The 21358-nt window shown below is 59.2% G+C and carries 15 protein-coding genes; 8 read left to right on the forward strand and 7 right to left on the reverse strand.

Features of this window, described 5'->3' with window-relative positions:
- Positions 1-20: 20 nt before the first annotated feature.
- The 3 genes from H4317_RS11285 to H4317_RS11295 all read left to right on the forward strand — a co-directional run bounded on the left by H4317_RS11285 (position 21) and on the right by H4317_RS11295 (position 3903).
- Positions 21-989 carry a tetratricopeptide repeat protein gene (locus H4317_RS11285; RefSeq protein ID WP_185886704.1) on the forward strand — a complete coding sequence of 323 codons (969 nt, stop codon included), beginning with the start codon at positions 21-23 and terminating at the stop codon, positions 987-989.
- Between the two features lie 118 nt (positions 990-1107).
- On the forward strand, positions 1108-2289 hold the full coding sequence (locus tag H4317_RS11290; protein ID WP_185886705.1) for an acetyl-CoA C-acyltransferase: 1182 nt from the start codon (positions 1108-1110) through the stop codon (positions 2287-2289).
- Positions 2290-2451: 162 nt separating this feature from the next.
- Positions 2452-3903: a toxin-antitoxin system YwqK family antitoxin gene (locus H4317_RS11295; protein WP_185886706.1), complete on the forward strand. Its 1452-nt coding sequence runs from the start codon at positions 2452-2454 to the stop codon at positions 3901-3903.
- A 154-nt stretch (positions 3904-4057) separates the two neighbouring features.
- Here the strand turns inward: H4317_RS11295 and H4317_RS11300 are convergent, their stop codons facing one another.
- The 7 genes from H4317_RS11300 to H4317_RS11330 all read right to left on the reverse strand — a co-directional run bounded on the left by H4317_RS11300 (position 4058) and on the right by H4317_RS11330 (position 13298).
- Positions 4058-5356, reverse strand: coding sequence for a sensor histidine kinase (locus H4317_RS11300; protein ID WP_185886707.1), 1299 nt, complete (start codon positions 5354-5356; stop codon positions 4058-4060).
- 147 nt (positions 5357-5503) lie between these two features.
- Positions 5504-6892, reverse strand: a complete 1389-nt coding sequence (locus tag H4317_RS11305; protein WP_185886708.1) for a sigma-54-dependent transcriptional regulator — start codon at positions 6890-6892, stop codon at positions 5504-5506.
- Between the two features lie 89 nt (positions 6893-6981).
- A complete protein-coding gene (locus H4317_RS11310) occupies positions 6982-8232 on the reverse strand; it encodes an ABC transporter permease (RefSeq protein ID WP_185886709.1) in 1251 nt (416 codons plus the stop codon).
- A 24-nt stretch (positions 8233-8256) separates the two neighbouring features.
- Positions 8257-9537, reverse strand: a complete 1281-nt coding sequence (locus H4317_RS11315) for an ABC transporter permease (protein WP_185886710.1) — start codon at positions 9535-9537, stop codon at positions 8257-8259.
- Positions 9538-9638: 101 nt separating this feature from the next.
- A complete protein-coding gene (locus H4317_RS11320; RefSeq protein WP_185886711.1) occupies positions 9639-10376 on the reverse strand; it encodes an ABC transporter ATP-binding protein in 738 nt (245 codons plus the stop codon).
- Between the two features lie 222 nt (positions 10377-10598).
- Entirely contained in the window at positions 10599-12044 is a 1446-nt protein-coding gene (locus H4317_RS11325; protein WP_185886712.1) for a TolC family protein, read from the reverse strand.
- A gap of 6 nt (positions 12045-12050) precedes the next feature.
- Positions 12051-13298, reverse strand: a complete 1248-nt coding sequence (locus tag H4317_RS11330) for an efflux RND transporter periplasmic adaptor subunit (RefSeq protein ID WP_185886713.1) — start codon at positions 13296-13298, stop codon at positions 12051-12053.
- A 795-nt stretch (positions 13299-14093) separates the two neighbouring features.
- On the opposite strand from H4317_RS11330, the gene H4317_RS11335 reads away from it, so the two are divergent.
- From H4317_RS11335 to hutH, 5 genes are all read left to right on the forward strand, one after another.
- Positions 14094-16562 carry a TonB-dependent receptor gene (locus tag H4317_RS11335; RefSeq protein ID WP_185886714.1) on the forward strand — a complete coding sequence of 823 codons (2469 nt, stop codon included), beginning with the start codon at positions 14094-14096 and terminating at the stop codon, positions 16560-16562.
- A 383-nt stretch (positions 16563-16945) separates the two neighbouring features.
- A complete protein-coding gene (locus H4317_RS11340) occupies positions 16946-17386 on the forward strand; it encodes a carboxypeptidase regulatory-like domain-containing protein (RefSeq protein ID WP_185886715.1) in 441 nt (146 codons plus the stop codon).
- A gap of 165 nt (positions 17387-17551) precedes the next feature.
- The gene (locus tag H4317_RS11345) at positions 17552-18202 is read left to right on the forward strand and encodes a DUF2459 domain-containing protein (protein ID WP_185886716.1); all 651 of its coding nucleotides are present in this window, start codon (positions 17552-17554) and stop codon (positions 18200-18202) included.
- Positions 18203-18245: 43 nt separating this feature from the next.
- Positions 18246-19670 carry a histidine--tRNA ligase gene (hisS, locus tag H4317_RS11350; RefSeq protein ID WP_185886717.1) on the forward strand — a complete coding sequence of 475 codons (1425 nt, stop codon included), beginning with the start codon at positions 18246-18248 and terminating at the stop codon, positions 19668-19670.
- A gap of 131 nt (positions 19671-19801) precedes the next feature.
- Complete coding sequence (gene hutH, locus H4317_RS11355; protein ID WP_185886718.1) at positions 19802-21298, forward strand: histidine ammonia-lyase; 1497 nt, start codon at positions 19802-19804, stop codon at positions 21296-21298.
- Positions 21299-21358 lie beyond the last annotated feature (60 nt).

Here is a 21358-nt window from a genome sequence, read left to right on the forward strand (position 1 = left end):
GGTTTCTGGCAATCTTACTAGTGGCGATTCTCAGCGGTTGGGGCAGCCTCACCCGCATCCATGACCGTAACCAAGCGGTACTAGAAGCAGAACGGGCCTATAAGAAACAGGATTTTGCAGCGGCAACTCGCCTCTATAAAGCAGCCGTACAACAATATGGTGTCCGGGATGAGGCAGTGTTACTTAACCTAGGACACGCCAGCATTCAGGCAAATATGCCCGCTGAAGCCCGAGCCGCTTACGGGCGCTTGCTCACTAGCCGTACGGCCGCTCTGCGCAGCGTAGCCCAGCAGCAGCTAGCCGTGCTGGCAACCCGCAAAGGTGATTATGCGCAGGCACTGAGCCTGCTGCGCCAAGCATTACAAGCCAATCCGGCTAATTCGGTTGCCCGCTACAACTACGAGGTTCTCAGTGACTATCTGAATCGTCGGCAGCAAAATCCCGATATACCGCCACCGGCCACCGATACATCTCCACCCAGCACGGACGGTCAGCCCGACAACGACCAAAGCCAGTCTCGCCAGCCCCAGCCCCGTGCCGGCCAGGAGCAGCAGGGCCAACTGAACGACCCCAGCCAGCGCCAAGACCCGCGCAATGCGCCGCAACCTCGCCCCGACCAACAGGGCCAACAAGACCCCAACCGCCCTTCTGATCAGGCTGGAAGCACCGCCAATGGCAATTTTCAGCCGGGACAAGGTGCCCAGCGAAATGTAGCCCAGGGCACAGAGCCCGGCACTACGCGCGGCCTGAGCAGCCAATCTAACGGCTCTGAAGCTGCCAACAGCGCCAGCCGGCAGGATGGCACGGAGGCCGCAGCACTCGACGATGCGCAACTACAGACGCAACGGGCCCGCCTGCAACAAATGAACCTAAGCAGCGGCCAGGCCCGGCAGGTGCTGGAAGCGCTGGGCGCAGCCGAGCAGCAGTACATTCAGCAGCTACCACGCTCCAGTTCCAGCAAACCTGATTCCGGCAAGCCAGCTTGGTAGACATTGTAGGCTAGCTATTCGCACTGCCTGAAACCCGAATGTTTCGAGCCAGCCTGCCTCATTCTCCATAGTTGCTACCTTTACGACACATTCCAACCAATTCCCCACCCCGCGTTTTATGCAAATCAAAGAAGTAGTAATTGTCGCTGCGGTACGCACGCCTATCGGTTCGTTTGGCGGTAGCTTAGCCTCTCTGTCGGCTGTCGAGTTGGGAGCCATTGCTCTGAAAGGTGCGCTGGAGAAAGCCGGCGTTGACGGCAAAGAGGTGCAGCAGGTGATTATGGGCAACGTTATTTCGGCCAATCTGGGCCAAGCCCCGGCCCGCCAAGCAGCTAAGAAAGCCGGCCTGCCCGATACTGTGGAGTGCACGACCGTTAATAAAGTATGCGCGTCGGGCTCCAAGGCCATCATGTTTGGTGCCCAGGCTATTATGCTGGGTCAGGCCGATGTGATTCTGGCCGGCGGCATGGAAAGCATGTCAAACGTGCCATATTACCTCGACAAAGCCCGTTTCGGCGCTAAATACGGCCACGGCCAGATGATTGACGGCCTGATGAAGGATGGCCTCTGGGACCCGTACCACGACTACGCTATGGGCAACGCCGCCGACGCCACGGCTGCTCATTACGGCATCACCCGCCAAGACCAAGACGCTTTTGCCCAGCAGAGCTACGAGCGGAGTGCCGCTGCTGCCAAAGCTGGCAAGAAGAAAGACGAAATCATCCCGGTTACTATCACCGTGCGCGGCAAAGAAACCGTTGTCAGCGACGACGAGGAGTACACCAAAGTCGACTTCAGCAAGTTTGCGGGACTGAAGCCGGCCTTCACCAAGGAAGGCTCCGTAACGGCCGCCAACGCCTCCACGCTGAACGATGGCGCGGCCGCCGTACTGCTGATGAGCCGCGAAAAAGCCGACGAGCTGGGCATTAAGCCGCTGGCCCGTATCCGTGGCTTCGCCGACGCTGAGCAGGCGCCCGAGTGGTTCACCACGACACCTTCGTTGGCTATTCCGAAGGCGTTGAAAAACGCTGGTGTAGAAGCCTCAGAGGTTGATTTCTACGAAATCAATGAGGCTTTCTCGGTGGTTTCGCTGGCTAACAACAAGCTGCTGAACCTAGAAGGAACGAAGGTGAACGTGTACGGCGGAGCTGTGAGCCTGGGCCACCCGCTGGGAGCCTCCGGCGCGCGCATCGTAACGACGCTGCTGAACGTGCTGGAAAATGAAGGCGGCAAAATCGGCGTAACCGGCATCTGCAACGGTGGCGGCGGAGCCAGCAGCATTGTGCTGGAAAAGCTCTAAGCTAGTGCCTCTAATGAAGTAGTGAAAGTCCTGCCGCAGTTTTTGCGGCAGGACTTTTGTCTTTCGCGCCGGGCTACTTCTGCAGGAGGCTCTAGGTAGTCGTCTGCTATGACCTTCGGCTCTGCGTGAAATTACTTTGGCATTTCCCTCGTTCTTGCGCCTATGAAACGAATTGCTTTTGCCCTGCTGCTTCTGACTGCCACCTCGGCTCAGGCCCAGAAACTGCGGCGCTTTACTACTTACTACGACTCTACCAACACTCGTAAGCGCGAAGTCTACTCAGCCGTAGTGGCCGGCGACACGGTGATGGAAGGTCCGTACAAACGGTTCTACCGCTCCGGCCGGCTGGAGGCCCAGACCCGTTTTGCGGGCGGCAAGCGCGACTCAGCGTACGTGGAGTTTCACCCGAACGGGCAGCGCCGGCTGGAAGTGACCTACCAGCAGGGTGTGCGCCAGGGCCCCTTCAAGACTTACTACGACTCCGGCAAGCTGGCCCAGGAAGGCAGCTACGAAAACGACCAGCCCAGCGGCTACCTGCGCTACTATCACCCCAACGGCGAGGTGAAGCTGGAAACCACCCTCGCGGCCGGTCAGCCGGCCGGCGCCGTGAAAGAGCTGTACCCGTCGGGTAAAACCAAAGTCGAAATCACCTATCAGAACGGGCAGGCCAATGGCCCGGTGAAAACCTACTACGAAAACGGCCAGCTCCAGAGCGAAGCCACTTACAGCCGTGGCTTGCTGGCCGGCCCCTACAAAACGTACTACGACAACGGCCAGGTAGAAACCGAAGTGCTGGCCGATAAGTCGGGCAAGGGCAGCTACCGCAGCTACTACCGCTCCGGCAAGCTCCAGACCGAAGGCAACTACGTGGCCTCCACCTTCACGGGGCGCGCCGTGAAAAACCCGCTCGGCGACGACCTCACCAAGCAGGCCCGCAGCATGGCCGGCGGCACCTCCAACCTAGAAGGCCCTGCCAAATCGTACTACGAAAGTGGTGCGCTCAAAAGCAAGATGACCTACCGCCAAGGCGTGCTCACGGGCACGCAGGAGGATTTTTACGAATCGGGGAAGCCGCAGCAGAAAACCGAGTACGCCAACCAGGCCCGTGACCGAAAAACAACTTCGTACTTCGAAGATGGCACGGTGCGCGAAGAACAGCAGTTCAAGAACGGCCAGCCAACGGGTGTGTGGCGCACGTTTCATGCGGGTGGCAAGCAGGTAGCCAGCCAGAAAACCTACCTGAATGGTCGTCAGACCGGCGAAATGCTCACCTACTCCCCCACCGGCACTGTGCTCAGCAAAGTGCTCTATGAGAACGGCAAGCCCACCGGCCTGGGGCAGGAGTTTTTCCCTTCGGGCAAGCTGAAAGCGGAAACCACCTATGTGAAGGGCCTCAAAACCGGCAACTACCGTCTGCTCCGCGAAGACGGCACCCCGGAAGTCACCGGTTTCTACCGCAACGGCAAGGAGTCGGGGGTATGGAACTACTTCGGGCCCGACGGCAAAACGGTGCAGGACAAAAAGACTTTCCGCAACGGCCAAGTAGTACCGGAAGGCGCCGCTGCTCCCGCTAGCAAACCAGCGCCAGCCCGCAAGCCACCAGTGAAGAAGTAGACTATTTCATCAATCAGCCGCGCCCTTCATTTCTGTCATCCTGAGCAAAGCGAAGGACCTTATCACGCCTGATGTTCTTGCGTGATAAGGTCCTTCGCTTTGCTCAGGATGACAGATTGCTTTCGGGATATGAGTACACACAAAATAACTACGACTAAAACCAGATGCTAAACGCGGTACGGCCGTTTTCCTGGGTTTCGAGGCTGAAGCGCAGGTTGTGTTGCAGCAGAATGTCGCGGATGAGGGTAAGGCCAATGCCCTGACCGTCGCGCTTGGTGCTGAAGAAGGGCGTGAACAAGCGGCGCTGCACCTCGGGTAGGATGCCGGGGCCGTCGTTTTCGATGTGCAGCGCGGGCGGGCTGAGCGTGGTGCGAATGGTGAGGTTGCCATTTTCGCCGATGGCCTCCAGCGCATTTTTCACGATGTTGAGCAGAGCCTGCTCCAGCTGCTGCCGGTCTAGGTCGGCGCGGAGGGGCGTGGGCGCCAGCTGCCAGTGCCAGCGCACGTGGCGGCGCTCGACCTGCACCTGCATCAGGCGCTGCATGCCATGCAGCAGCTCATGCACATCAGTAGGCTGGCGGTTGGGTGGCGGCAGGCGCACCAGATTGGCGAAATTGGCAATGAAGTTGGCCAGGTGCGTGTTGCGGGCAATAGATACGTCCAGCGCCTCCTGAAAATCGGGTTGGTCGGTGGGGGCTAGTTGAGGCGTGTAGTGCCCGAATGACTGCAGAATAGAATTGATGGCGCCGATGGAGTTGTTGATTTCGTGCGACATCATCCGGATTAGCTTCTCGTAAGCCTGCTTTTCCTGCCGGATCAGGTCCTGCGTCAGTTCTTCCAGCAATATGAAGTTGCGCGTAAAACCCCGGTCCACGAAGTGCGAGCAGTGCGCCCGGTAGGTCTGAATGCCGGAAAGCTGTACTACCTGTGGCTGTCCCTCGCGCAAGGTACCCAGCGCCGCGCCCCACTCACCGGGCAGATCGGCAGGCCGCTGGCCCAGCAGCGTTCCGGCCGGTTGGCCCAGGAACCGCTCAGCGGCGGGGTTTACGGCCTCCATCTGGCCCTCGAAGTTGAGCAGCAGAATGCCCGCCGGCGAGGCCTGGATGAGACGTTCCAGCAAATAGCTTTTCTCGTGTTGCGTCACGCGTTCCTGCCGCAGCTCATCAATCATCTGGTTATAGACACCGATCAGCTGGTCCATTTCACGCTGGCCTACGGGCACGAACTTCATGGAGAAGTCCTTGCTGCAAATGGCCTCCGTGCCGGCCGCAATCAGCTGAAACGGGCGCACAAAGCCGCGGTATAGCTGCACCGTGAGAACAATGCTAATAAGCAGCAGCACCTCCAGCCCCACAAACAGCGCCGCATTCGTCCGCATTACCTGCGCCGCCAGTACAATAAGCACGGCATGAATCAGGACAACGAACAGCAAAAACTTGGTACGCAGGGACATGTAGAGGATGAGACTGTTGCGGAAAGTAAAAACGTCATTCCGAGCGAAGCCGAGGAATCTCGCTAGTGTAGTAGAATTGCCATTACAATCTCAGCACGCGAGATTCCTCGGCTTCGCTCGGAATGACGTGCTGGAAAGCCCTTTCTCCTATTCCGCGTCAAATGGAATAGCGTATTTCTCCAGCCTACGGTACAGCGCCCCCCGGCTCAGACCCAACGCTTTGGCTACACGGCTCACGTTGCCGGAAAAGTGCTCCATTGAGCGGCGAATCATCTGGGCTTCCAGCTCATCCAGGGTGATAGTACCGGGCTCAGGGAGTTGGCCGGGTTCGGGGGTGCGAGTAGCGGGCTGGAACTGCGCCTGGAAATCTTCAGGGCCCAGCTCATCCTTGCCCGAGACTAGCACGGCGCGCTCCACCAGATTTTTCAGCTCCCGGATGTTGCCGGGCAGTGGTAGTTCGCGCAGCCAATGCAGGGCGCGGGTGCCTACCTTCAGGGCGGGGCGGTTGTAAGTGGCGCGCAGTCCATCCACGAAATGCTGCACCAGCAGCGGGATGTCCTGGGGCCGCTCGCGCAGGGCGGGCAGGCGCACCGTAATCAGGTTGATGCGGTAAAACAGGTCTTCGCGGAAGCGCCCTTGCTGCACCAACTCAGTGAGGTTGCGGTTAGTAGCGCAAATCACCCGGATATCGAGGCGGCGGGGGCGGCTGTCGCCGAGCACCTCGTAGGTGCGGTCCTGCAGCACACGCAGCAGCTTCACTTGCGAGGACAGGTCCAGCTCCCCTATTTCATCCAAGAAGATAGTGCCGCCGTTGGCCAGCTCAAAGCGTCCCACCCGGTCAGTTTTAGCGTCGGTAAAAGCGCCGCGGCGGTGCCCGAACATCTCACTCTCAAACAGCGAGGCGGCAATACCACCCAGATTTACTTTCACGAACGGCTGGCGGCGGCGGTTGCTGTTCTGGTGCACAGCCTCCGCAATCAGCTCCTTGCCGGTGCCACTTTCGCCCTCAATCAGCACCGAGGCATCAGTAGCGGCAACCTGGCCCACATTGCGCAGTAGTTGGAGCAGGCGCGCGTCCTGGCCTACAATGTTGCTGAAATTGAACTGTTTGTCGAGCTGGCGGCGACTGAGCTGCGTTTCTTCGGCCGGAGCCGCAGTGGCCTGCTGCTCGCTCAGGCTCAGGATGGTACGGATGGTCTGTAGCAGGGCCTCGTTGTTCCAGGGCTTGGTCACGAATTCGGCTGCCCCGGCCTTGATGCCTTCCACTGCCAGCGTGATGGAACCCCAACCCGTAATCAGAATAACGGGTAGCTGCGGAGCTACCTGCTTCACCTGGGCCAGCAGTTGCAGGCCATCCTGGCCACTGGTTTCCAGCGAGTAGTTCATATCCATTAGCACCAGGGCTGGTGGCGCGGTGCGCACTATATCCAGCGCCTCCTCAGGTGTAGCCACGGCTTTCGCAACGTAACCGGCCTGTTTCAGCAACAGTCCCAGCGAGGTCCGGACGGCCAGGTCGTCGTCAACTAGTAGTATCATAGCTCAGTGCACGAAGGACGGAAATGCGGGGAAATAAAGCGAGAGACAGTTTTCGGTAGTTGCAGGCCTGTGCCTAATGGTAGCGGAAACTACTCTTCGCGCAGGGCCACGGCCGGATGAATGCCAGCGGCTTGCCGGCTGGGATAAAACGCGCATAGTGCCGTGATGCAGTACACTGCCACTGCTGCCACTCCAATGCCCGCCAGATAGAACTTCGGAGCCAGCTCAAAGGCATTTAGTAGCGGAAACTGCACGGCCAGCAGCCCGCCCAACAGTACACCGAAGGTCGTTACGACCAGCATTTCGCCCAGAAACTGCCTGCTAATGTCCGGGCCGGTGGCACCCATAGCCCGGCGCAAGCCAATTTCGGCCCGGCGCTGGCTGATATTGTACCACAGTACGCCAAAGAGACCCAGCGCTACGTTCACAATCAGAAATACGCTGACCAGGGCTAGTCCCGCCACCGGGACGATGGTGTAGCGGCGCTTGTGCAGGCGGTCCTCGTCCATCACGCGCACCATAGTAGTCCATTGGCGTGTGACGCCGGCCACCGTACGGGCTATTTTCTCCTGTAGTTCGCCTCCCTCGCCGGGTGCTACGCGCACCACCACATTGGCCGTTTCCCAGCGTGTAGTGTCGAAGGGAATGAGGCGCTTCCAGAGAGAAGGCACCGCCGGTCCGAAGTCATTTTCCATGCGCACATCGTCTACCACACCTGTCACCTGGAATTCATCTTCGGGGTTAGGGTTGGGGCCAGGCTCTATCCAAGTGAAAATTTTGCCCAGCGCCGGCCCGTTGCCAAACAACTCTTCCCGCAGATTCTGGCTGATGACGACCGGACGGTGGTGGCTGCCGTCGTCGGTTTTGGCAAACCAGCGGCCCTCCCGCAGGTGCAGCTTCATCACCTGGGCGTAGTGGTCGTCGGCATCGTAGATATTGGACTGCCCTGACTTGCGGCCGTGGTAGCTGAAGGCAGACGTATTGGTATTAAAGATGAACGGCACGTTGCCGCTGGTAAGAGCCACCTGCTGGATACCCGGCAGAGCCTTCACCTGGCGCAACACGTCGTCGAGCTGGGCGCGGGGCATGGTTTCGTTCTGCCCCGCCCTGATTTCGAGGCGCCACACCTGCTCGTAGTCGAAGCCATGCGGCTCGAGGTAGTACTTGGCAAACGTGAGAAGCAGGGTACCGACGCCAAACAGCACCACGAAGGAGAAAAAGATTTCCGACACCAGCAGCAGATTGTTGCGCTTGCGGTTCCAGATTAGTTTGAACAGATGGCGAAGCATTTTCGGGAAGAATGAGGTGATGGGTGTGCTGTTGGGAGCAAGCCAAAGCATCGAGTCGGAGGCAGCCGCTCCTTGCTACTTCTGCTCTCCGCTGCCGCGCAGGGCCACTACCGGGTTGAGGCGCGACATTTTCCAGGCCGGGTACACACCGCTCATTAGCCCGAAGACCAGTGTGAGCAGCAGCCCCCAGGCAAACACGCGCCAGCTCAGGCTAAACTGCGCGTAGGCCACCACGTGTACATCATTGAGCAGCGCCAGAGCCCCGGCCGCGAGGGCCAGTCCGAGCAGCCCGCCCACCACGGCCAGCACCACGTTTTCCACCAGAAACTGCCCCACTAGGTTGCGGCCCGTAGCCCCAAAGGCCTTGCGCACCCCAATCTCGCTGGAGCGCTCCAGAATGCGTGTCACGTTCAGATTCACCAGATTCAGAGCAGGCAGCAGCATAAATAGCAAGCCCAGCACGGTACAGATCAGGTAGAAGGCGCCAACATTATCATCGTCCAGCGTTTGAGAGTCGCTGCCACTTACTGCCCGTGTAATATGCAGCGCCCGGGTGAAGGTGGCCAGCATGGGGTCAGCGTAGGAGAAAAGAGCCTGTACTTCCTTGGGGTTAGGAATTTCCACGCGCCGCATCATTTGGCGGTATTCCTCGCGCATAGCCGGCGTTTCAGCCGCGGATGGAGCCAACAGCACGACCATAAATTCCCCACTTATGCGGTTGTCGCGCGTCAGTGAAGGGCTCAGCGTATAGGGTACCCACACATCGGAATACGAAGCAATATGCACGGCCGACACATTGCGTACTACCCCGGCAATATGGTAGCGCTTCAGATCAATTTCGATGGTGCGGCCCACCACCTGTGTAGTGCCAAAGTAACTACGGGCAGTAGCCTCGTTGACGATGCACACATGCTGAGCCTGGGCCACCTCGGCACCTGTAAAGGCCCTTCCTCCCAAAAACTCGAAGTCCATAATCTGCCAGAAGTCGCCATCGGTGTAGCGAATATCCAGCGGCAACAGGCCGCCTTTGGTAAAAGCTGTGGCGTTGTAGATATTCGACATGATGCCCACCTTTTCGGGCGTCTTCATCTTGCGCACGTACCTGTCCACGAATTGTATGCTGGCGGGCATGTTCATCCAGCCGTGGTCGTCCACCATCTGCTGCCGGATGGTATTCACGAACAGCATCCGATTGAGGCGCTTTTCCGGCATGTTGGGACCTACTACATGATCTACCAGCGCCATTACCACCAGCAGAATCATCAGGGTGAAGCTGATGCCGAACAGGCTGATGAAAGTAAAAAACTTGCGGCGCAGCAGCACCTTCCAGGCTATTTTAAGGTAGCTGAGAAGCATGGTTTTTCAAGTAAGATTTGAGAAGGAAAGAGGAGGAACCGAGGACCAGAAACTGCTCAGGGACATGTCCGTCAGCGGGGAGTTTCTACTTCTTGCCTGACTTAGCTGACTTGGCTGCCGTCGAAGAAGCGAATGAGACGCTCGGTGCGACGGGCCATGTACTCATCGTGGGTTACCATCACAATGGTGGTGCCTTCCTCCCGGTTGAGAGTTAGCAGCAGTTCCATAATTTCCTCGCCCATCACCGAGTCGAGGTTGCCGGTGGGCTCGTCGGCCAGAATCAGTTCCGGACGCCCGGCCAGAGCCCGCGCTATAGCTACCCGCTGCCGCTGCCCGCCGGAAAGCTGGCTGGGGAAGTGAGTAGTGCGGGAGCTCAGGCCTACTTTGTCGAGGGCGGCATGGGCCAGCTCGCGCCGCCGCCGGCCACTCACACCAGGCCGGTACAGGAGCGGCAGTTCCACATTATCGAGCACCGAAAGGTCGTTGATGAGGTGGTAGCTCTGGAATACAAACCCAATTTTGTGGTTGCGCAGCGCCGCCAGTTCCCGGTCGGAATACGACTGCACGGCCCGGCCTTCAATCTCCACGACCCCAGCCGTCGGCTCGTCCAGCAGCCCCATAATGCTGAGCAGCGTAGACTTACCACAGCCGCTAGGCCCCATTACCGACACGAACTCCCCTTTATGGATGATGAGGTTGACGTGGTTCAGAGCTACTGTTTCGATGGTTTTGGTCTGATATACTTTCTCGATACCGCGCAGCTCAATAACCGGCTGCCAAGTGGCTGGGCGGGCAAGAGGCGCGGCAGTCGAAGTAGCGGAAGCAGTACTGGAGTTCATAGGGCAGTGGTTGAATGGGAAAGGCAAAGGAAAGGCAATTGTCCGTTTTCGGCCAGCTGGCACGAGTACTATGCTGTACCTAGCCAAGCCTCATGCCAATTACATAAATTGTTTATTATGAGTATTTTACAATATATAATACAACTTATAGCTTTATCAAAAGATGTCCGTAAACGGACAGTGTGTTCGGTCTTGCAGGCTATCCAGACACAGGCACCAACATTATTCAGCGGCTAGCGGCAGTTGATGCTCAAAATCGTAGAGTGTGAGGGCGCGCAGGCGGTAGTGGGCCACCCAGCAGGCGCGCAGCGCGGCAATGTAGGCGCGGCGGGCCTGGTCTTTCTCGGCCAGGGCAATATTGAGGTCGGTGAGGCTGATGCGACCAACTTTGTATGTGGCCTGGGCAATACCATACCGGCGCTGGGCCAGCGTATCGGCTTGGGCCGTGAGAGCCAGCTGCTCAGTAAGGGTGCTGAGCTGGCTGGCCTGCACCAAGACACTTTGCTCGAACACGCGCTGCTCCTGCGCTACATTCTGCTCGGTCTGTCGGCGCGTCACCTCGGCCGTTTTTACCACCGATTTTTGCCGACCCCAATCCACAAGCGGCAACGAAAACACCAAGCTCACCTGCTGCTGGTTTTGCGGACTATAATACGTGTCCCAGAAGCTGCGGGAGCTGTTCACATAGCCTAGGTTGGCGACCAGCGTAGCCTGAAAGCCAGTAGTGCCTTTAGCTAGTGCCACGTCGCTTTCAGCCTGCAGCAGGCGGCGGCGGAAGGCCAGCGTTTCGGGGCGGTTCCGCTGGGCCTGGGCCAGCGCCTCATCGGCGGGTGCCCTAAGGTATGGCACGGCATCGGGCACCCGCAGGCGTAGCGTTTCGGCGTTCTGGCCGGTGTAGATCTGCAGACGTAAGGCCGCATCCTGAGCATCGAGCCGGGCTTGGCCGAGGGCTTTGCGGGCGCTAAGCACGTTGAGTTCCAAGAGCAGCAGGTCGCTCTGCGAAAGGCGGCCTAGTTGGTACCGCTCTTTGCCAAGACGCAGCATTTCCTCGTTGGCCTGCACGTTCTGGGTAGCTACCTCGGCATTCACCTGCTGCAGCAGCACATCAAAATACAGCTCTGTGATGCGCTGGGCAATGGTTTCACGCTCCAGCACAAACTGGCGCCGGCTTTCTTGGTAGCGCAACGGCTCGATGCGCCGGTCCCAGCGCAGGCGGTTGTAGCGGCCCAGCGGCTGCGTGAGGCCAATGTTCACGGGCTGGTTGTTGTAGAGCCGGGCGTTGCGGTTGAAATCATCGAAGCGCTGCATTTCTGAGCTGACCACCAGCAGCGCCCCCGTGGGGCCAATGTTCTGGCTAAGTGAAATACCCAGGATAGAGTTGTTCTGGCGCACGGCCTGAAACTGCAAGGTGCCATCCGGCTGCACCACGGGCGTAATCACGCGGCTGTAGTTGGGTAGCTGCCCCTGCAATGCGAGCTGCGGCCGGTAGTTTGCCTGGTGCGTGCGGTACTGCCAGTAGCTGGTTTCGCGGGAGGTGCGGGCCTGCCCTGCCACCGCCGACTGCTCCAGCGCCAGCTCAATCACCTGCTCCAGGCTCAGGACCTCTTGTTGAGCGGCGGCCGAAAACCCAGCCGCAACTAGTGCCAAGGTGCTCCAAAAACGCTTCATAGTAGGCTATTCTTTAATGATGAGGCTGGGCGTGCCCAGATAGTCCTTCATGTCGCTCACCACTATTTCGTCGCCAAGACGCAGGCCGCTCAGCACCTGCACGTAGTCGAGGTTGCTTTCCCCAAAACGTACCGTCCGGCGCTCCGCCTTGCCATCGTGCAGCACAAATACCTGCTGTTCCTTGCCTCCCTGGTAGAAGGCGCCGTTCTTCACACGCAGCACCTGGCGCTGGCTACTGGTCACCACAAACACATCGACGCGCAGGTTGGAGCGCAGGGCCGGGTGGTGGTCTTCGATGAGCCGAGCGTAGAACGTAACCGTGCCCTTGTCCACGGCCGGGCTTACGGTGCTGATGGTGCCGCGCAGGTCGGTGTCGTTGAGGCGCACTACTACGGCCGCGCCTGGGTGCAGGGCATCGGCATACGCGTCAGAAATAGTAGCCCGCACCCGAAAGCTGCTAAGGTCGGCTACGCGGGCTAGCGGGTCGCCCTGCTGCACAGTGGCTCCTATATCCTCGTTCACCCACGTCAGCACGCCGGGCTGCTGGCTGCTGATGTCGGCCTGAGCTAGCTGGCTGGCTAGCTCCGCAATGCTACGGTCCTGAATCTGCATCGTGAAGCCCAATTCGCGCACATCGGCAGCGTTGGCCGCCTGCTGGTTGCGGATCTGCTCGTGCAGGCGCTGCAACTCCAATTGGGCCACTTTCAGGTTTAGCTCAGCCTGGCGCACACTTTCGGCGGTGCCACCACCTATTTTCAGCAAATATTGCTCGTCGCGCAGCGCTGACTGCAGGCTACGCACTTTCACCTGCTGCACCAGTTGCTGGGAACGGAGGTCGTTGAGGGCTTTTTCGAGACTGAGCTGAAGCTGGCTGTTCTTGTTGCGGTTTTGCTGCTGGCCGTCCTGCAGCTTTGCTAGCGCAGTAGTGGTAAGGTCTTTATCCAGCTCCAGAATGGTCTGGCCGGGTTGCACCTTCTCGCCCACTTGCAAGGCCACTCGCCGAATACTACTTTGGATAGGGCTCGTAATGACTGCCTCGTGCCCCGGAATGATAAGGCCGGCGGCCGTGAGCGAGGCTTCAATGTCACCGATTTCGGCCGTTGCAGTCAGAAATTGGGCCCGGCGTATGCTAGGTCGCAGCACCGAGCGGAACGCCAGCAACGCAACGGCCGCAACTACCAGCCCCGCCAACAGCAGCAACCAACGGCGCAACTTGCGGCGGTTTTGGGTGGCCGAAGAAATAGCTCTGTCCATTTTCGTACAGGAATGAGGAAGATTCCCATACAGTCTGCCAACGTTTATGCCAATAGATCATACTATTGATATACAGCATTTTATACAGCAAATCAGTACACATACACATCCAGATACTGTCCGGATGCGGACACTGTGTTCGGAAATACTCAGCAGTTGGCAGTAGCTGCGTTCTAGGAGGCAATGCAGCTCTGATAGCGTGTTCTGAAATGAGCCTCTGGTTCATTACTCCTCTGGTCGACAGACTTATAGTTGAGCTAGGAGTATAGTGCCAGGAAAATATTCGAATAAAATTTTGGGGCCAGACTACCCTTTCGCCTTTTGCTGCATCTGACAGTCTGAAGCCTTAGGAAAGGCCTTCGCAGCCTGTAGGAGCCTTTTTCCGGCTGGCAGTACCAGCAAGTGTCTCCTTCTCCAACTCCCTTAACTCCAATGAAAAAACCGGGTAACACAAAAATAATTCACCCAGTACCTTGCGTTGCATAGTACCTTCTGTTACCTTTGGGTCATTGATTAGATAAGTACTTCGACGCAGGCCCTGCTTCTCACCGAAGCGCCGCCCACGCCGAAAGCCGGACACCACCGCGCCAACCGGGCCGGGAGCCGGCAGCCCGACGGAAACAGCCGTTTCTCTCCGCTGCCACTTGTGTTTTGGCCGTTTGGTGCCCCAAAATTCGTTTGGGCTGCACCCCTACTTTTCGCGCCTTTGTTACTGGCAAACAGCCTCCCAGCGGAACCGCGGCCGCCTGGAACGGCACCTCTTTGCCTGGTTTGTACTCCAACTCACCACTTCCAATGACTTCCTTTCCGACTTTCAGCCGGGCCATTCAGGGCCTGGGGTTCCTCGCTATGCTCTCTCCTTTGGCTGCCGCGGCCCAGCAGCCCACCGGTTCAGTCTCAGGTACGCTGCTCGACCAGACCAACGGCCAGCCTCTGCCCTTTGCCAACGTAATTGTGCTCCGCGCTCAGGATTCTACGTTTGTGAGTGGGGCTCAAACCGGCGAAAATGGCACGTTTGAGCTAGCCTCGCTTGGACTGGGCAACTACTTGCTAAAGGCTTCGGCTATTGGCTACCAGGGGTTTCGCCGCCCCATTACTCTCACCAGTGCTAATCCCACCTTGCGCTTGGGCACCCTGAAAGTGGCCCCAACGGCTACCCAACTCAAAGGTGTAACGGTCACCGGCGAGCGGGCTGCCGTAGAAGAAAGCTTGGACAAGAAAGTCATCAACGTGGAAAAGGACCTGAGCAGCGTGGGTGGCACGGCCGTGAACGTGCTGCAAAACGTGCCCAGTGTGGCCGTAGCGCCTGATGGCACGGTGAGCATGCGCGGTAGCTCCAACATCACCATCCTGATTGATGGGAAGCCCAGCCAATCGGCTAATAGCGGGGCGGGCGGCAACCGGCTAGAACAGATTCCGGCCAGCTCTATTGAGAAAGTGGAAGTCGTGACTAATCCTTCGGCTCGCTACGATGCGGCCGGCAGTGGCGGCGTCATCAACATTATCCTGAAAAAGCAAAAGAAAGATGGCTGGAACGGGCAGGCCTCGGCTACGCTGGGCACCCGCGACAAATACAACGGCAGCCTGAGCCTGAACCGCCGGGCCGGCAAAATGAACTGGTTTGGCTCGTATAACCTACAGGACAACCGCTACCGCAGCACTTCCCGCACCGACCAGACCAGCACTGTGGAAGGTACTACGCTGCTCATCAACCAGGATGGCCTGAACCAGCGCCACAACGTGAACCATTCTGGCCGCTTGGGCTTCGACTACACTATTTCGCCGGAGCAGACCATTACGCTGACTGTGGAGCCTAACCTGAACCGCGGCCTCAATACCGGCACGCAGCTCGCCGACATCCGCAGCGCGCAGGGCTCCGACCGGATTGGCAGTGCTTTCAAAGTCACGGAAGACGTGAGCAACACGGACGCTTCGCTGGACTACCGCCGCACCTGGGAAGCCCATAAAGGCCGCGAGTTGACGGCCAACATTGCCTACACCAACCTCGACGCCGATGTGGTAGTGGGCCAGCGCAATACGTTTGGCTCAGAAGATTTGCGCGAGTGGAAGCAGGACCTGCATGTAGATCTGAACGCCGCGGCTTACCAGGCCGACTATGTGCATCCGATTGGCGAAAAGGCCCGTTTTGAGGCCGGTGTGAAGGGCCAGGTAATGCTCAACGACGGTACCGACGACTTCCTGCGCCAGTATTCCGATACGCCCGGCTTCGAACGTCTCGCCGACCGGTCTTTTGCCTACTCATTCAAAGAGTATCAGCAGGCTGGCTATGCCACCTACCAGCAGACAATGGGCAAATGGAGTGCCCAGGGCGGCCTGCGGGCTGAATACACCAATACCAGCGGCGAAGTAGAGGGCGGCAAGGGTCCGTTCCGGCTGAGCTACCTCAACCTGTTCCCTTCGGCCACTGTGGCCCGCACACTTTCTACCGCCGACCAGCGCGTGCAGCTGAGCTACTCGCGCCGCCTCAACCGCCCCGGTTTCATGCAGCTGCTGGCTTTCCCGCTCTACCAAGACCAGCGCAGCTACCGCATTGGCGACCCGACACTCCGCCCCGAATACATCAACGCATTTGAACTGGGGCACCAAATGACAATGGGCCAGACTTCGCTGAATACCACGCTATTTTACCGCCAGACCAACAATGCCATTCAGCGCCTGACGCGGGTGGATGAGGAGGCCACGCGCCTCTACGGCAACGGCGCCGTTATTACGGGCAGCTACTCCGACAACTTTGGGCAGGCTACCAGCATGGGCGCAGAACTCTCGCTGAACCACCCGCTGGCTAAGTGGTGGCGCCTGACGGCCAGCGGCTCGCTGTTCCAGACCAACGTCACGGCTGCTACCGGCAACGAAACCAGCCGCCGCACCCTATCGGGCACGGGCCGCTTGATGAACACCTTTAATCCTACGCCCAAACTGGATGTGCAACTGACCGGCAACTACCGCGCGGCCGCCATTACGTCGCAGGGCCGGATTGCGCCGGTCGGCTCGGTGGAAGTGGCATTGCGCCAGCGCCTATTCGGCGACCGGGCGGCCCTCACGTTGCGGGTGAGCGACATTTTTAACACGCAGCGTAACCTCACGGAAGTATATGCAGCCGAAAACAACTTCCAGGCAACGTACTACAACAAGTGGGAAACGCGGGTAGGCTACCTAGGCTTCTCCTGGTACCTGGGCTCCACCAAGCCCCCGAAAAAGATTGAAAGCCAGCCTCAGGGTGGTGGTGGCGGCTTCGGAGGCTAAGCCCCGCAGATTTAGGGCATAACCATTCCAACGGCTGTCTTAGCCAAAGCCTAAAAATTCTTTTTATCCTGCAGGCATCCCTTAGGCAACTACCCGCATCTTTCGAGCAGTTGCAGCATATCACAGCAGACAGCTAGCTACTTCTGCTTCTCCCCGACCCCGCGCTGATGGGCGGCCGCTTCCCTGACCGGCAAGCATGGCCAACCGCCCAACAACGCCTCCCTGCTCCCGTGTAGCGGGGCATCGTCCCTGCCCGCTGGCCTAGCTGCCGGCCGGGCTCCGGGCCTGCCAACTCCCTTTTTTCCATTGCTCCCGCCAGATGAGCCGCTCCATGCCGAGCAGCCGACGGGCAGCGCCTTGTCTTCTTTTTCCTTTCCAAAGCCATGAAAAATTCCGTGCTGAACCGCTCCCTTCTGGGTATCATTGCTTCGCTGGCTGTGCTGCAACTCTCGGCCCACACCTTGGGCCACGGCACCGTAACAGGCAGCCTGCGCGACGGCGACACCAAAGAGCCGATTCCCTTCACCAGCATTGTAGTGCTGCGCGCCGCCGACCATCGGCTGGCAGCCGTAGGCACGACTGATGCCGAGGGCAATTTCAAGCTCAAATTTCTTCCCCTCGGCGACTACGTAATCCAATCGACGGCGCTTGGCTATCAACTGCAGCAGCCTGCCGTAACGTTTCGGCCTCTGAGCAACCGCCAGAAATTGGGTACGCTCACGCTGCAGTCGTTGTCGAGCCAGCCCCGGGTGCAGGCCCCGCGCCAGACAGTAGCCCAGCGCACCAGCTGCCCACCTGCTCCTAAGCTGGCAGTCCGGTCATAGACAAAATAACGAAGTAGTTGATGGTCCTACGGCACCCTTTGGGCAGCTTGTAGGGCCATTACCTGTGAGAAGAAGCGTAGGCCAACGGGCCGGAACGCGGCGTGAGAGAGGCAGCCGGCCGCCGAGACTACAAAGTATCTGGCTGTGCCTGATCTTGCAGGTGCTATGTCTGCTGCTTTCACTGCCCTGATTCTCTTTTTGTGCACTGGCGCGCTGGTCCCCGTAAACCGCCAGTTCCGCCAAACACCGGACGGTATCTTGGTATTCGTGGCTTCAAACGGCACGCATACCGACGTGGTAGTGCCGCTGCAGGTGCCGCACACACAGGGGGCTAGTTGGTTCCGGCATTTGCCCGATTCCAGCTTCCACTCGCGTTTTGATGCCTACGAGTATGCCGCCTTTGGCTGGGGCAGCGAGAAGTTTTACCTGGCCTCCTACAACCAACAGGTGCCTGGCCCAGCCACTGTGCTGCGCGCCTTGGTGCCGGGGCCTACGCTCATGCACGTGCGCTTTCTGCGTCACGCGCCACCAGCCGGCACTCATGTGGTAGCGGTGCACATCTCCCCTGCGCAATACCAGTTGCTTACCGCCCAGATTGAGGCGGCTTTTCAGTCAGACAGCCTGAACCGCTACACCCTGCGTACTGCGGCCGGCTACACCGCCAACGACTTTTTCTTCCGGGCTACCGGCCGCTACCACGCGCTGCGCACCTGCAACGACTGGACCGTGCGCACTTTGCGCCGCGCCGGACTGCGGGTGCCGCTGAAGTCGCCGCTGGCGGCTCCGGTGCTGCATCAGGTGCGGCAGGCGAAGTAAGCTGCTGGTTGTACCTTCGCGCCATCATTCCGCATTGTTTCTGATGAGCGTTCAAAAACCCAGCATTCCGCAAGGCACCCGCGACTTTGGCCCGGCCGTAGTGGCCCGCCGCAACTATATTTTCGGCATTATCCGTCGCGTGTTCGAGAAGTTCGGCTACGCTCCGCTTGAAACGCCTACGCTCGAAAACCTGTCGGTGCTGACCGGCAAGTACGGCGAAGAAGGCGACCAGCTGCTGTTCAAGGTGTTGAACTCGGGCAACTTTTTGAAAAAGCAGAAGGGTGACGTTATCAAGGAGGAAGTGACGCCTGACGACCTGCTGGCCGGCCCCAAAAAGGTGTTGCCCAAAATTGCCGAAAAAGGCCTGCGCTACGACCTCACAGTGCCTTTCGCGCGCTACGTGGTGATGAACCGCGGCACACTCACGTTCCCCTTCAAACGCTACCAGATACAGCCGGTATGGCGCGCCGACCGGCCCCAGCGCGGCCGCTACCGCGAGTTCTACCAGTGCGACGCTGACGTGGTAGGCACCGACTCGCTGCTCTGCGAGGCGGAAATTGTGCTGATGATGAGCGAGGTGCTAAATGCGCTGGGCCTCACGGAGCACACCATCAAAATTAACCACCGCCGCGTGCTGGGCGCTATTTATCAGGCGCTGGGCGGCGAAGGCACCGAAACAGACCTGTTCACGGCCATCGACAAGCTCGACAAGATTGGGCGCGATGGAGTGGAAAAAGAGCTGGCGGGCCGTGGCTTTTCGGAAGAGGCTACCGTGCGCCTGTTCGATTTGCTGGGCGTAGAGGGTAGCTTCGAGGAGAAGCTGGAGCGCCTGCTAGCCGGTTTCGTGACGGCCGGCGTAGATGCCGACAATGCCACCGCCGACGGCTACAAAGGCCTGCAGGACCTGAAACGCGTGCTGGACTACCTGCGCGACTTCGGCTTCGATAAGTTCGAAAACCTAGATTTTGATGTGACGCTGGCCCGCGGCCTGAGCTACTACACCGGCTGCATCTTCGAAATCAAGATCAACAACGTGAACATGAGCAGCGTGAGCGGCGGCGGCCGCTACGATAACCTCACGGGCGCATTCGGGCTACCGGGCGTGTCAGGCGTAGGCTTCTCGTTCGGTGTAGACCGGCTCTACGACTGCCTGGAGGAGTTGAACCTGTTCCCGCCCAATGCCGCTACTACCACGCGCTGCCTCGTGGCCAACTTTGACGAGGAAGGCGAACGGACTATGCTTTCCGTGCTGCGCCAACTGCGCGAAACTGGCATTTCCAGCGAGCTGTATCCGGAAACAGGCAAGCTGGGCCGGCAGTTTAAGTACGCCGATGCCAAAGGCATTCCGTTTGTGCTATTGCAGGGCTCCGAAGAGCGTGCCGTCGGCCAATTCAAGCTCAAAACCATGAGCACCGGCCACGAGCAGACGCTCACCCTGGCCGAGGTGCTGGCCGAATTGACGAAGTAAAAGGCTTCTACAGATGAAGGTCCGGCTTTGCTTTGGCAAAGCCGGACCTTCTATTTTTTGTTCGGCAGGAAAAAACGGACTTTTGGGATTACACCCCGGCACCACCCGCCGCCCATCCTGTATTCCACCCCATGTCCCACGAGTACGCCCTCACGCCTTCCTCCCACCTGAGCCTTGACACCTTGGCCCAGCTGCTGGGGCAGGAAACCCGCCTCACCCTTTCCGCCGAAGCCCGCCAGCGCATCGAGCACTGCCACTCCTACCTGCACAACCGGCTAGAGCACTCCGATGCGCCAGTGTATGGCATCAATACCGGGTTTGGCTCGCTCTGCGACAAAAGCATTTCGCCCGAAGACCGGGGCCAGCTCCAGACCAACCTGATGATGTCGCACGCTTGCGGCACAGGCGAGGAAGTGCCCTCCGACATCGTGAAAACCATGTTGCTGCTGAAGGCTCAGAGTCTGAGCTACGGCCACAGCGGTGTGCAACTGGCTACCGTGCAGCGCCTGCTGGACATGTACAACCGCGACATGCTGCCGGTGGTGTACCAGCAAGGCTCGTTGGGGGCCAGCGGCGACCTGGCTCCGCTGGCGCATCTGTGCTTACCGCTGCTGGGCTTGGGCGAGGTAAACTACCAGGGCTACCGCCTGGCCGCTGCCGACGCACTTAGCCTGTTCAGCTGGGAGCCACTCACGCTGGAGGCTAAGGAAGGATTGGCGCTGCTGAACGGCACGCAGTTTATGCTGGCTTATGCCGTGCACGAGCTGCTACGCACGCGCCGCCTGTTGAATGCCGCCGACGTTATCGGGGCCCTGTCATTGGAGGCGTTTGATGGCCGTGCCGAACCGTTTGATGAGCGCCTGCACCGCATCCGGCCCCATGCCGGCCAACTGACGGTAGCACGCCGTATTCGGGAGCAACTTGTTGGTTCAGAACTGCAGCAGCAGCCCAAAACCGCCGTGCAGGACCCTTACTCTTTCCGGTGCATGCCGCAGGTGCACGGCGCCTCCCGCGACGCCTTGGCTTATGTGGAGCAGGTGATAGAAACCGAGTGCAATGCCGTCACCGACAACCCCAACCTTTTCCCCGACGACGACCTGATCCTGAGCGGCGGCAACTTTCACGGGCAGCCGCTGGCCCTAGCCCTGGACATGCTGGCCATTGCCACAGCCGAAATCGGGAGTATTTCGGAGCGGCGGGTGTACCAGCTCATCAGCGGGCAGCGCGGGTTGCCACCTTTCCTGGTAGCCGAGCCCGGCCTCAATTCCGGATTCATGATTCCGCAATACACCGCCGCTGGTATTGTGAGCCAAAACAAACAGCTCTGCACCCCGGCATCAGTAGACAGCATTGTGAGCAGCAACGGCCAGGAAGACCACGTGAGCATGGGCTCCAACGCGGCTACTAAGGCTCTCCGCGTGGTCCAGAACGTAGAGCAGGTGCTGGGTATCGAGTTGCTGAACGCAGCCCAGGCGCTGGCCTTCCGCCGCCCCGCCCGCAGCTCCGAGGCGCTGGAACAGGTAGTGGCAGCTTTCCGAGAGCAGGTCAATTTCGTGAGCCGGGACCGGGTGCTCTACCCTGATCTGCACGCCGCCGCCGCCTTCGTGCGCAGCTACCAGTGGTCCTGATGCAGTAGTTGTTGCTCCGAGTATGCGGAACAAAGCGGTTAACACGTTATCCGTTTGCAT

It is taken from the genome of Hymenobacter sediminicola, from assembly GCF_014250515.1.
Classification (GTDB): domain Bacteria; phylum Bacteroidota; class Bacteroidia; order Cytophagales; family Hymenobacteraceae; genus Hymenobacter; species Hymenobacter sediminicola.

What these genes read in the sequence shown, in the direction of transcription:
- H4317_RS11320 (WP_185886711.1), bottom strand. Translation starts at nt 10,376, where the DNA reads ATGAACTCCAGTACTGCTTCCGCTACTTCGACTGCCGCGCCTCTTGCC.
- H4317_RS11295 (WP_185886706.1), top strand. Translation starts at nt 2,452, where the DNA reads ATGAAACGAATTGCTTTTGCCCTGCTGCTTCTGACTGCCACCTCGGCT.
- H4317_RS11345 (WP_185886716.1), top strand. Translation starts at nt 17,552, where the DNA reads ATGTCTGCTGCTTTCACTGCCCTGATTCTCTTTTTGTGCACTGGCGCG.
- H4317_RS11325 (WP_185886712.1), bottom strand. Translation starts at nt 12,044, where the DNA reads ATGAAGCGTTTTTGGAGCACCTTGGCACTAGTTGCGGCTGGGTTTTCG.
- H4317_RS11310 (WP_185886709.1), bottom strand. Translation starts at nt 8,232, where the DNA reads ATGCTTTGGCTTGCTCCCAACAGCACACCCATCACCTCATTCTTCCCG.
- H4317_RS11315 (WP_185886710.1), bottom strand. Translation starts at nt 9,537, where the DNA reads ATGCTTCTCAGCTACCTTAAAATAGCCTGGAAGGTGCTGCTGCGCCGC.
- H4317_RS11305 (WP_185886708.1), bottom strand. Translation starts at nt 6,892, where the DNA reads ATGATACTACTAGTTGACGACGACCTGGCCGTCCGGACCTCGCTGGGA.
- hutH (WP_185886718.1), top strand. Translation starts at nt 19,802, where the DNA reads ATGTCCCACGAGTACGCCCTCACGCCTTCCTCCCACCTGAGCCTTGAC.
- hisS (WP_185886717.1), top strand. Translation starts at nt 18,246, where the DNA reads ATGAGCGTTCAAAAACCCAGCATTCCGCAAGGCACCCGCGACTTTGGC.
- H4317_RS11330 (WP_185886713.1), bottom strand. Translation starts at nt 13,298, where the DNA reads ATGGACAGAGCTATTTCTTCGGCCACCCAAAACCGCCGCAAGTTGCGC.
- H4317_RS11300 (WP_185886707.1), bottom strand. Translation starts at nt 5,356, where the DNA reads ATGTCCCTGCGTACCAAGTTTTTGCTGTTCGTTGTCCTGATTCATGCC.
- H4317_RS11290 (WP_185886705.1), top strand. Translation starts at nt 1,108, where the DNA reads ATGCAAATCAAAGAAGTAGTAATTGTCGCTGCGGTACGCACGCCTATC.
- H4317_RS11340 (WP_185886715.1), top strand. Translation starts at nt 16,946, where the DNA reads ATGAAAAATTCCGTGCTGAACCGCTCCCTTCTGGGTATCATTGCTTCG.
- H4317_RS11335 (WP_185886714.1), top strand. Translation starts at nt 14,094, where the DNA reads ATGACTTCCTTTCCGACTTTCAGCCGGGCCATTCAGGGCCTGGGGTTC.